This window comes from Mucilaginibacter gossypiicola (assembly GCF_900110105.1).
Lineage (GTDB): Bacteria > Bacteroidota > Bacteroidia > Sphingobacteriales > Sphingobacteriaceae > Mucilaginibacter > Mucilaginibacter gossypiicola.
On sequence record NZ_FOCL01000002.1, the window covers coordinates 849215 to 861423 of the forward strand.

The 12209-nt window shown below is 40.2% G+C and carries 7 protein-coding genes and 1 pseudogene; 5 read left to right on the forward strand and 3 right to left on the reverse strand.

The window, feature by feature from the left end; genetic code table 11:
- Window positions 1–16: 16 nt before the first annotated feature.
- On the reverse strand, window positions 17–289 hold the full coding sequence (locus BMX50_RS08970; protein ID WP_091210151.1) for a hypothetical protein: 273 nt from the start codon (window positions 287–289) through the stop codon (window positions 17–19).
- A gap of 438 nt (window positions 290–727) precedes the next feature.
- On the opposite strand from BMX50_RS08970, the gene BMX50_RS08975 reads away from it, so the two are divergent.
- Window positions 728–3688, forward strand: coding sequence for an outer membrane beta-barrel protein (locus BMX50_RS08975; protein ID WP_091210152.1), 2961 nt, complete (start codon window positions 728–730; stop codon window positions 3686–3688).
- An 81-nt stretch (window positions 3689–3769) separates the two neighbouring features.
- On the opposite strand, the gene BMX50_RS08980 is transcribed toward BMX50_RS08975, so the two are convergent.
- A complete protein-coding gene (locus tag BMX50_RS08980; protein ID WP_091210153.1) occupies window positions 3770–6469 on the reverse strand; it encodes an outer membrane beta-barrel protein in 2700 nt (899 codons plus the stop codon).
- Window positions 6470–7017: 548 nt separating this feature from the next.
- On the opposite strand from BMX50_RS08980, the gene BMX50_RS08985 reads away from it, so the two are divergent.
- The 4 genes and pseudogenes from BMX50_RS08985 (at window position 7018) to BMX50_RS09000 (ending at window position 11357) form a co-directional block, all read left to right on the forward strand.
- A complete protein-coding gene (locus BMX50_RS08985; protein WP_091210154.1) occupies window positions 7018–7425 on the forward strand; it encodes a hypothetical protein in 408 nt (135 codons plus the stop codon).
- Window positions 7426–7545: 120 nt separating this feature from the next.
- Window positions 7546–8391 (forward strand): annotated as a pseudogene (locus BMX50_RS08990) (YifB family Mg chelatase-like AAA ATPase); the annotation flags it as partial.
- Between the two features lie 58 nt (window positions 8392–8449).
- Window positions 8450–10246: a recombinase family protein gene (locus tag BMX50_RS08995; RefSeq protein ID WP_091210155.1), complete on the forward strand. Its 1797-nt coding sequence runs from the start codon at window positions 8450–8452 to the stop codon at window positions 10244–10246.
- Window positions 10247–10361: 115 nt separating this feature from the next.
- Window positions 10362–11357, forward strand: a complete 996-nt coding sequence (locus tag BMX50_RS09000; RefSeq protein WP_091210156.1) for a hypothetical protein — start codon at window positions 10362–10364, stop codon at window positions 11355–11357.
- Window positions 11358–11374: 17 nt separating this feature from the next.
- On the opposite strand, the gene BMX50_RS09005 is transcribed toward BMX50_RS09000, so the two are convergent.
- Window positions 11375–11980, reverse strand: coding sequence for a recombinase family protein (locus BMX50_RS09005; RefSeq protein WP_091210157.1), 606 nt, complete (start codon window positions 11978–11980; stop codon window positions 11375–11377).
- Between the last annotated feature and the right edge of the window lie 229 nt (window positions 11981–12209).

Sequence of the window (12209 nt, forward strand, 5' to 3'; positions counted from 1 at the left end):
AGAAAGGAACCGGCTATTACTTAAGCTGGCTTATATTATCAAAAAAGGCAACCTGCAAATCAAGCAGCGACTTTACGTTTATCTTTTCGCCGTAGGCATCAAAACATAAAAATTTGGTTAACTCGGGCCTGTTTTTCTTTGATTTTTCGAAAAAATTAAAGGTTTCAAAAAAATAATGGTTGGTTGTAATATGGCTTTTGCTGTTTGTTTGTGATGTGTTAAGCCTGAATCCGATCGCATCGATCCAATCGTGCACTTTAGCATGCAGCGAGCTTTTAATATTGTTCATAGGTTAATGTTTGATTAAGTATTACGAAAATTCATGCCACAATGTTACTATCATATAAATTCATTTTAAACAATAGTTTATTTCTTGTGTGAATTACTTAAACGAATTGTTACCATTATTGGTATCCCATGCAACAATTATTGAAACTAATTATCCACACATCCGTAAAACCCTAATAACCCCAAAAACGTAGCTCATTTAGCACAATCTTAACGTATAAATTGACTGACTGATCTTTATAACAATCACAAGGCCGGATCTTTCCGGCCTTTTTCATTTCATAATTTGTAACAATAATATGATTGATAGTGCTTTACAGCACTTATGTGTAACAATAATATATTGATTGGGCTTTATGTATATTTTAAGTTGAACATTTGTAGTTTATATTACGTCTAATACTCACAAATACAACAACCGTACGCTGAAAAAACATTTATGAAACCCCTACTTCTTATCTTGAGTTTTATCCTTTTATTCGCCTTTGGTTCCTACGCCCAAACGGGGCGGGAGGTGAAGGGAACCGTTGTCGATTCCACAAAGCTTTCGTTGCCCGGAAGCAGCGTGAAACTGGTTTCAAACAGCGGCGACAGTACCATCGCCATTGCCGATGCTACCGGTAAGTTTTCGTTCCCGGTGGTGAAAGGCAACAAACTAACTATTACCATTTCGTCAATCGGTTTTACGGCAATAAAAAAACATTATTCGCTTGACGCCGGCACGCAACCTGTTGACCTTGGCCCCATAGTTTTAAAGGCCGAAACCAATATGCTTAACCAGGTTACTATTGTTGGCGTTAACCCGGTAATATTAAAAGAAGACACTACCGAATACAAAGTAAGTGCCTATCCCGTACGCGAAAACGCCCCTGTTGAAGACGTATTAAAAAAACTGCCCGGCGTTGATGTGGATAAAGACGGCAACGTAACGGCACAGGGCAAATCAGTTACCAAGGTAAGGGTTAACGGAAAAGACTTTTTTGGCGGCGATGTTAAAACAGCCACCAAAAATTTGCCTGCCGATGTAGTAGAAAGCATCCAGGTAATTGATGATTACGGAGATCAGGCCAACCTTACCGGCATTAAAACCGGTGAGCCCGACAAGATCCTGAACATCACCATCCGTAAAGATAAGAACCACGGCTACTTTGGCCAGGCCACAGCCGGCGATGGTGAGGACTTTTTACCAAAAGACCAGGGCATAGCCAACGCCAACCGCTACATTGGCGATTTGAAGTTTTTCAACTTTAACAATGAGCAGCAAATAGCCGTTTTGGGTACTATAAACAATACCAACGTAAATACATTTACTTATGGCAGCGCTACATCCGGCGGTGGAGGTGGTGGTGGTTTTGGCGGCGGCGGTGGCGGCAGGGGTAACGCGTTGCGTGGCTCCAGCAGCTCAACTACCAGCGCAAACGGTATAACCAATGCACATGCCATCGGTGCCAACTTCCGCGATCAGTGGGGTAAAACCTTATCTGTTTATGGCAGCTACAGCTATACGGATAATACTACCAACACACTTAGCTCATCTATCCAAACCAACAACGTTCAAACGCCAAGTATCAGTACTCAAAAAAGCGATCAAACCGACAACCCGATCAATCACCGCTTTAACTTTAACCTGGAGTGGAAACCCGATACAATCAACTATTTAAAGGTTGTACCAAACTTTACCTACTCAAGTACCAATACCAATGCAAATGAGTCGGTATCGTCAACTATCGGTGGTATAACAAATTCATCGTATACTTCATTGTCTCACAGCGATGGTACAACGCCAAGCTATGGTATCAATGCCTTGTATAATCACCGTTTTAACGGGCATGGCCGCAACCTGAGCATTAACATCAGCGCCAATACATCAAAAACGTCACAGTTTGATAATCCAACATATGATTATGCCGATGGCGCGCCACACCAGGCACCGGCAAATCAGCAAACCAATACAGACAGCCGTGTAACCAGCTTTGGCACAAACGTTTCATACATTGAGCCTATAAGCAAACGGGGGTACCTGGAATTGAACTATGCTTTTAACCGTTCAAACACCACGAGCGATAAGGAAACCGATACGCTTAGTACGGGCAATACCTATGATCATTACGACAGGTTGAGCAACAACTATAAATATAATTTCACCACAAACAGGGTTGGCTTAAACTATCGTTTCATCGAAAAAAAATACAACCTTACCCTGGGTGTTGGCGTACAGCCGGCTACCTTAAACGGACTGAACCTTAAAAATGATTCGGCTACCCACGTAACCACCTTTAACGTAATACCAACAGCTCGTTTCAGCTATAATTTCTCAAGAGGAAAGGCCTTAAACTTTTTATATAACGGATCAAGCAACCAGCCTTCATTCACCCAGTTACAGCCGGTTATTGATTTTACAAACGCGCTTTACCCGGTTCAGGGTAACCCTAACCTGAAACCTGAGTTTGCCAATAACTTTTCGTTGAGATATAATAATTTCAGTTTCCAAACCGGCGATATTTTCTTTACTAACTTCAATTTTACTGCAACACAAAATAAAATAGTACAAAACACTATTTCTTATCCCCGTGCATTTAGCAAAGCGGTGTTAGCAGCAAATCCATCGTTAAAAAGTTTTGAGGGTACCAACCTTACTAACTATTTAAATGCCGGCGGCTATTATACCGGCGGTGCCAACGTGGTATATGCTAAACCATGGGCCCAGCGTAAATTTACCCTGCAATTTAATGGCGCTTTAACATATACCAATGGCGTTGCATTCTCTAACAGCATCGACAGTAACAACGTTGCCGCTTCGGCAGCGCCATTAAAAAACATTGCTAAAAACCTCAACTTTACCCCGGGCTTAAAATTCAGGGTAAACATTGTCGATATTATCGATGCGGAGGCCAGCAGCAGCTACGGTATCAACAAAACTACCAACTCTATTCACAGCACGCTTATTGACGGCAGTTCAAACTTCCGTACATTGAATTTAGGCCTGGCCGGTAAAAACTATTTCTGGAAAGACTGGACATTAAGCTATGACTTTACCCGCACGGTAAACTATGGTTATGATGCCAGCCTTGACATCAAAAACCCTAACATTCTGAATACTTATGTTGAACGCCGGTTCCTGAAAGATCACCGCGCAACCATCCGTTTAGCAGCATACGATTTATTTAACCAAAATACAGGTTATACCTCTGTGGTAAACGGTAACATCACCACACAATCTACAGTTAACAGGCTTGGACGTTATTACCTGTTAACATTTACGCTCAGGTTACAAAAATTTGCAGGGAAGGCGCCAACACAAGAGCCCGGCCAGCGCAGGTTTAACCGTGACGGCGGAGGCCCGGGCGGCCCGGGCGGAGGCCCCGGAGGCGGTGGCCCAGGCGGTCCCGGTTCTTTTTAATCAAAAAACATAATTCAACCAATAAGAAAAAGAAAGCCCCTGTTGCATTTTGCAACAGGGGCTTTCTTTTTCCTTACATTTTTATTTAGTGCTTAGCTTATTAAACTTAACACTATAAGTAATCAGGAAATACCGTTTCAATGTATTGTTTTGCACATCGCTTACCGAATTGTTGTTGATGTAGCGGTACACGCTCACATTTTGATTAAAGATGTCATAAACAGAAAACTTGAGCTCGCCGCGGTCTTTTTTAAGCATTTGCAGGGCAAGGGATGAACTCACCACATTAACACCCTTTTTAAAGCCGGCGGCCACCTGGCTATTGTAATTAAAGTCCTGCTTTGTTTCCCAGATTATCTTCTTGGGAAACCTTACCACCAGGCTATTGCTTATGTTATAGGTACCAACCTTTACGTTCCTGAAATCATCATAATTGTATTTGGTGTTCGACTGGTTAAAACCAACACCTGTGTTCAGGTCAATTACATCTTTCCAATTAACGTTAATATTTTCATGCACCCCATATGAAACCGTGTTTTGCCAGCCTTCTACATTGTTCAACAGGTTAAGGTTTTGATAGTAGTTGCCGTAAAAGTTGGTTGATGAGCCCAACTGCCAGTCTTTCATCTTTTTAAACCGTTTGAAAACACCTACCGAAAAACTATAGCTTGGCCTTCCGTCGCGGTTAACGGTAGTGTTAGTTTGCGCCCCGTCCGATCGGATGGTTTGCTGCGCAACGGCCATGTTTTTTTGCGATGAAATATTGCCGTAGGAGTAAATGCCCAGCTGGCTGTCATTGAAATATTTAAAAAAGTTGATATAATAGGTGTTGCTTATACCGGGCACCAGGTTGGGATTACCCGTATAACTGTATAGCGGGCTGTAAATAATAGTAATTGGCTGCAGGCTTGATATGTTAGGCTGGTTAACCCTCCGCTCGTAGCTAAGTGATACACCATAAGCCTCAACACGAACAGTTGGCAACAGGAAGAAATAATTTTGAGCAAGCTTGCTGGTCACAAAGTTGTTGTCGATCTGTTGCCATTGGGTATTAAGCCCCGCTATGATCTGTGTTTTTTTGTTAAGCTGATAAGTGATACCCGGTTTGATATTCTCTGTCCACTGATCGCGCTTCAGATCGGAGCTTTGGTTATTGAGCAGCGAATCAAAGCCGCCGGTTTTGCGGTCGTAGGTAAAAACCTGATCGCTGGTTTTATTGTAGATGCCCGACGTGGTTACATCTACGATCAGTTTCTTAGTCACCGGGAACCTGTAACTGAAATCAAGATTGCCCGAAGCATTCTTTGATGTACGCACAGAGAGCCGGTGCAAGCTGTCGGATAAATCGGGGCGCTGATAATTAACAACATCATTGTTGTTGAAGTTGCTATTATGATTGGGGCTAATACTCAGGTTGTGCGAGATAGTGAACGATTCCTTGCTTTTGTTTTTAGAACGCTTATGAAAATAAAAGCTTTGGTTGAATTGTGTTGAATGCCCGTTGCCTAATGAATTGGATACCGACTGGTTCACCGGCATATCAAAATTGTTTGACGTGCTGCCGCCTGATGCAGAGGTATTATTATTTGAATTGTAATTTAATGATGGGTTATAACGCAGGTTCCGGATTGTATCCGGTTTCCACTCCACAAGGCCGCTTACCGTATGGGTATAACTATTAGCATACCTGTTATTTGACGACCGGGTAAGCAGGGTAGTATCCTTCAAAAACTGCTGCTGAAAATTCGCCGATTCATTCACGTTATTACGCTGGGTATAAAAGTACTGCAGGTTAAGCTTTAACTTTTCGCCATAGTTTTGGTTAACATTAAATCCTCCCGAGGTGATCTTTTCGATACCGCCGCCCCAGTTTCGGCCGCCGTTAAAAGAGGTGTTCCCCCCGCTCCGGTCAAAACCACCTTCCGAGTTAAGTTCTTCGCGCGAAAAAGCCGTATGGTTAAGGTTGTTGCTTAAGCCAATAACACTCACCTGCAGTGTATCCCGAAACATGTTGAACAAACCGCCGGCCTCATATCTGTCGCGTGAGCCCACACCTCCGAATACTTTACCAAAAATGCTTTTCTTAATGGCTTTTTTTAGTTTGATGTTGATGATCTTTTGTACCTGTGTTTCGCTCACGAGGTGATCGGGGTCGTTTTCGCGGTCATCGTAAACCTGAACCTGCGCAACAATGGCCGCATCCAGGTTTTTAGTGGCGATCTTGGGATCGGAGCCAAAAAATTGTTTACCGTCTATCAGTAATTTGCTTACCTGCTTGCCATTAACGGTGATGGTACCGTCGCCGTCTACCTGCACTCCGGGGAGCTTTTTAAGTAGTTCTTCAACAGCAGCATTAGGCCGGGTTTTGAAAGCCGCCGCATCAAACTCAATGGTGTCCTTTTTCATTTTGATGGGGACCCGCTCGGCACGTACCACAACCTCTTCAAGCATTTTACTGTTAAGGGCAATATTCCCCAGGTCAATTACTTCGCCTTTTTTAAAATCGAAACGACGGATATAGCTTTTGTAACCCGCATAGGAAACAACCAGGCGCACCTGTTTATCGGGTGGAAGACGTTGTAATTCAAATTCGCCCGTTTTTTTACTGAGCGTATAGGCAATGAGTGATGTATCTTTCAGATCGACAGCAGCAATTGTACTCAATTCGAGCGGTTGCCGGCTTATCGAATCAATTACCTTGCCCTTGATATTTACGCGGTTTTGGGCAAAGGATACAGAAAAAAGGCATAATAGTATTAATGAAAGAAAAATTGTTTTCATCCAGGTTTAGGTACAGGCAGTATAAGGTTAGATAAATTGTGTAATAGGTGGTGATGTAGGGCCGTGGTAAGTTTTGAAACTAAATCATGAGGTAGCTATAGGGTTTAGATGTTAGTGCAATTGTTAATTATTTTGCTGATAAGCGCGTGTTAGACAAATATCAACAGTAAAGGTTTAAAGCATAAATAAGCGCCCCTCTACTTAACCACTACACTATAACCCCGCACGGCAGTATTATATGCTATAATTTGCTCCTATAACACATAACCTGTATAAATATTGCCCTATATGCTTCAAAAAGGGCCATATTTCGGCATTGTAACATTTGTTTTACCAAAGCAGCGTTTTTATAGCGGTTTTCCTGAAATAAAATATTTCTTCGGAGGTGGCATATTTCTTACGAAAAACGCACCCAACCAAATAAATGAATACAAATACGATAAAAATCAAACTTAATCGCAATAAAATTTTGTCAATTCCGTTTTTAAACTAATATTGTGCAAGTGATATTATTTTACACCGAATTAATTACCTAAAACCATAACATTATGAAAGCAGCAGAAACCTACAAGTCCATTTATGTAACGTTTTACAGGTGGAATGTTAAAAACTTTGGTCACGGTGGATTGCCAAAAGCAAACGCCCTTTTTGGAGCAAGCTTTTTGATGATCATTTTACTTGCCGTTTTAGTAAGTGTTGTACAGTTATTTTTAAACTCAGGTTGGTTTGAGTTAAGTCCGATTTCTGGCCTGATGATATTGCTTGGAGCAACCGGGGCATTTGTGCTTAACTATTTTGTATTGCTCAACAGCCGTTACTTCAAAAAGGTTAATACTGCGTTTGCCCGTATCAGCAAACATAACCCTAATACATGGTCAATAATGCTGATGGTTTGTGTGATTGTTTCCTGTACTATGCTGCTGGTGGTTTGCGAAGCCGGAGCATTTTTAAGATAAGATTAAACAACGTGTTTATAAGAAAGTCTGCCGGTACCGGCGGACTTTTTTGTTTTATGGTGTCACTTTATCTCCTCATCAAAATTCTATATCTTTCGCTTCAAATAAACTTTTATCACAGTGTTGGTTAAAACTTTCGGAAGCGCGGTTTATGGCATACAAGCTATTACCATAACAGTTGAGGTGAATATAAGCGGCGGCAAATTAGCTTATTTTGTTGTTGGGTTACCCGATAATGCAGTTCGTGAATCGATGCAGCGCGTAGAAACTGCTTTACAGACCAACGGCTTTCGCATGCCTCGCCAGCGTATTGTGGTTAACATGGCCCCTGCAGATATCCGTAAAGAAGGCTCAGCATATGATCTTACAATCGCCGTTGCTATTATGGCAGCATCAAACCAAATAGACGCCGAGCTATTAGATAAGTTTATTATCATGGGCGAGCTTTCGCTCGACGGAAGCCTGCAACCTATTAAAGGAGCCTTGCCTATTGCCATACAAGCCCGTAAAGATGGCTTTAAAGGTTTTATCCTCCCTAAACAAAATGCCCGCGAAGCAGCCATAGTAAACGATCTTGAAGTTTATGGTGTTGAAAGTATTAAAGATGTGGTTGGCTTTTTCAACGGCACATCCGAACTTAAACCCGAAATAGTAAATACCCGTGAAGAGTTTTACGACAGCTTATGCAATTACGACAGCGACTTCAGCGAGGTAAAAGGCCAGGAAAACATTAAACGGGCATTGGAGATTGCAGCGGCCGGCGGGCATAACGTGATACTGATCGGTCCGCCGGGAGCGGGTAAAACCATGCTGGCCAGGAGGCTGCCATCCATTTTACCGCCCTTAAGCTTATATGAATCGTTAGAGACCACCAAGATCCATTCCGTAGCTGGTAAACTTGCCGCGGCAGATGCGCTGGTAACTATTCGCCCGTTCAGGAGCCCTCACCATACCATCAGTGATGTAATGCAATAGTTGTATCAGTTTGCTATATTTGCTTTATTCACGCTTATTTGAATAGAACATGGCTCGTAAAAAAGTAGATTTAAAATTACCCCTTCCCAATAAATTAGCGATTTACATTCGTGTATCTACACAACAACAAGCAAAAGACGGTATATCTGCACTGGATCAAAGAATGCGTGGCGAAAAACTCGCCCACGATTTAGGTTGGGATTATGAAATTTACGATGACTCAGGGCTGTCAGGAACTAAGGGTGCGGAAGAGCGCCAAGGTCTTTTAAGGCTTCTTAACGACGTTGAAGACAGGAAAATTGGGGGGATGTATTCAGTCGATATTGACCGCTGGAGTAGAGATGCTAATTACGAGGAACCGCAATATATTATAACTAAGTTAAAGGAAGCTGGAATAAAAATATATTTTCCTGGTGGTGAATTCAACCTAAGTGATCCTAATATTGAATTAATGGGTCGTATTAAAGGAGTATTTGCTTCTTACGAAAGTCTACAGACAAAAGCCCGAGTAAAACGAGGTTTGGAAAGAAGTATGACAGAAGGCAAGAACGCGGGCGGAGGTGCAATGGTAGCCTATGGCTACGACCGAATAAACAAGGTTTTAGAAATTAATGAAGCAGAGGCAGCGGTCGTCAAAAAGATTTTTGAACTGTATATAAGCGGCATGGGGTCGTTCGCAATCTCAAGCTACTTAAAGGAAAATGGGATACCGACCAAAAGGAATAATACAAAGTCCGGACAGATGCGGATAGGTAAAAAAAAGGTCGTAGCTTTTAAAGATGGGGTAGTTGTCGAAGACAAGCAGGTCAAGCAGGCTAAAGACTTTACGTGGCGGGATAGTGTGGTAATGGCTATTTTAAAAAACCCGATATATAAAGGTGAAAAGCGCTTTAACGATTACAAAATACCCTGCCCTATTATTATAGAGCCCCGTGTATTTGATAGCGTGCAGCTTTTATTTAGTGAGCGAAAAAAATTTAAGGCCCCTCCCAATTCAACTAACCACGATCGTATTACTAAGAATAAATTTCTTTTAAAAGGCTTACTTGTTTGTGGTAATAGTAAGTGCGGTAAATCATTTTACGGGAAACTCAGAGCAGATCTGAAAGACAAAGCTTATGTATGTTTAAGTCAAAAATACAAAGGGGAATGGTGCGGTAATAAAGGTATAGATATAGACTTTTTAAATGATTTGGTTTGGAAGGAGTGTTTAAATATTGAAAAATCAATAATACAGCATTTTGAGAAGTTTGAAACTGAAAATTCTTACAATGGTAATTCCTCGATAAAAGAAAATCTGGGCAAGGTCGAGTATGCGAAAGAGAAACTGAATGAATTGCAGAAATCAAAAGTGCGATTGTTAAGAAATTTCAATGACGAAAAGATTAATGAATCAGACTTCAACTTATTAAATTCAGAATATGATAACGAAATTAAATTATATGAATACGAGAAGCTGGAGGCAGAAAAGAAATTAACTGTTTATTATAGTAAAGATAATTTGATCAAGAGTGTTAAAGAATATTTAAAAAGCTTTAATCCTATTACGGCCACCTTTGAAGAAAAGCAAAACTTTATCAGAGCATTTGTTAAAAGAGTGACGTTGGCCAGAGGACTGTTTTGGACCAATTACTACAATCCCGAAGCACACAGGATATACATTGAATATAAATTTAATGATTTAACCCATTTAAGGCTTAGCAGTAAAATAGAAGTTGGTTACAAGCCTAATGGTCATAGATCAGGAGAAATTACGCATGAAATAAGTTTAGAGCAACAACTATGGTTAGGTGACGGAGTAGATGAGGGCGTCCGTATTTTGGACAACATAGAACATAAATACTAATATGTCATTCAATAGTTTTAACTTCCATAAATTTACAGGAAGTCGTATAAAATGCAATCGTATCCAAGATAGCTCGTCCTTGGGGGAGATTAAATAATTTAAGTGAATAGTTACAATGACATTAAAAGAAGCTGTATTACAAAGTTTAGAAGACATTAATGAAATTACAAACTACTCGGTTGTTTACAACAGGATAGTCGAAAAACAGTATTATGATTTCGGTTCATCAAAAACTCCTGGTTCTACTGTTTCATCTATCTTAGGCGACTTTATAAGAAACGGTGATTCCCGAGTTAAAAGAATCAAACAACAAGGTGGGACATATTCATACTATCTTACAAAAAACGAAAAGAACATAGGTATCGATGTGTTAACGAATGCAACCGAATCTATTGTAATTCAGAAAAAAGTTGGGAAAGAAAAAGTTTATGAAGAACGCGACCTACATAAATTACTTAGCAGTTATTTGAAGGTCGCTGGCACTTATTCAAAAACAATATTCCATGAACAGTCTACCTTTGGGAAAGATAGTAATCAAATATGGACGCACCCAGATATGGTGGGGATAAAATTTTTGAACTTACAATCTAAAGCATCACAAAACTTTATTAAATCGATTAATCGGGTAGATACTTTTAAAATAAGCTCTTACGAGCTAAAGCGAGAAATTAACAGCGACTCCGAATTAAAAAAGGCATTTTTTCAAGCTGTTTCAAATTCCAGTTGGGCCAACTATGGGTATTTAGTAGCATTAGAATTTAGCGACAGTTTAGCGGAAGAAATGGAAAGGCTAAATCAATCCTTTGGTATAGGTATTATAGAACTGAATGCCAATCCTTATCAAAGTAGAGTTCTCTTTCAAGCAAAATACCGAGATTTAGATTTTATTACCATAGATAAGCTTTGCAAAATAAACAAGGAATTTGAAAGGTTTATTGAGCAGACCGAGAAACTTTTGACAGCCGAAGAACGCTATCATAAATCAACTGAAAAGGAGCTTAACGAATTTTGTGATAGTTATTTCCAGAATGATAGCGAGATCGAAGCTTATTGCAAGGAAAAGAATATTCCTTTTGAGTTAGAAAAAGACATTCAAATTCTGTCAAATTAAATAGTCTCTCGATATCGTTAGTTAATATTTGCGAGCGATGCTTTAACTTTAAGCACAGTCTTAGTTGACACACCTGCAATTTTACTTACTTCACGGATAGTTAAACCTTTTTTTAGACTTTTTGCAATCTCCTTAGATTTTGGCTTTTCTAAAAACATTTTTTCGTTTTCCGACGATCCGGATGGGCGGCCAAGTTTACCTCCTTGTTGAACATAAACCGCTCTGCCAACTAAAGTTCTCTCCTTTATGTTCTCCAGCTCCATAGCATACATAGAAGCCATCACGGTCGACACCATCGACCAAAGGGGGTTCTTTATTCCATTAGGTCTTGATTGCAATCCAACGTTGCGAACAATCACATTTACACCTTTTTTATCAAGCCAATTTAAAACTTGAATGCAGTCGCCAGTGTTTCTGCCAATACGACTAAATTCTTCGATTACTATTTCATCTACTTTGCCTGATTCGACCAATTGGATTAAACGAGATGCGTTCGGTCTTTTTTCAAAAGGAACACTTCCAGAGATTTTATCAAGGAGCGTTAAATCATAGTGATCATTATCGGCGGTGAATCTATTACCTGACTGGTTTATCGTCGAAACTCTGTTATATTTAATTCTCATCTGTGGTATTTTATATCTTACAATAAAAATACGGCAAGAACCCGTGTTTCACCCCATATTTTGGCGGATTGTGGGGAAGTTTTCTGTGGTCAATTTAACCATGAATAAAGCAACCACAAATTAATTGGTATTACCATAATCTTTCTTCAAGTGCTTTAATAAAGCCTCATTAAAAATAGAACGTCTTTTCTTTATTTGTTTATAAATTCTACGGTCTCCGGTTAATCGC

Bases quoted from the DNA above. Each gene is read 5' to 3' on its own strand.
- BMX50_RS08970 (WP_091210151.1), bottom strand. From the start codon at position 289: ATGAACAATATTAAAAGCTCGCTGCATGCTAAAGTGCACGATTGGATC.
- BMX50_RS08975 (WP_091210152.1), top strand. From the start codon at position 728: ATGAAACCCCTACTTCTTATCTTGAGTTTTATCCTTTTATTCGCCTTT.
- BMX50_RS08980 (WP_091210153.1), bottom strand. From the start codon at position 6,469: ATGAAAACAATTTTTCTTTCATTAATACTATTATGCCTTTTTTCTGTA.
- BMX50_RS08985 (WP_091210154.1), top strand. From the start codon at position 7,018: ATGAAAGCAGCAGAAACCTACAAGTCCATTTATGTAACGTTTTACAGG.
- BMX50_RS08995 (WP_091210155.1), top strand. From the start codon at position 8,450: ATGGCTCGTAAAAAAGTAGATTTAAAATTACCCCTTCCCAATAAATTA.
- BMX50_RS09000 (WP_091210156.1), top strand. From the start codon at position 10,362: ATGACATTAAAAGAAGCTGTATTACAAAGTTTAGAAGACATTAATGAA.
- BMX50_RS09005 (WP_091210157.1), bottom strand. From the start codon at position 11,980: ATGAGAATTAAATATAACAGAGTTTCGACGATAAACCAGTCAGGTAAT.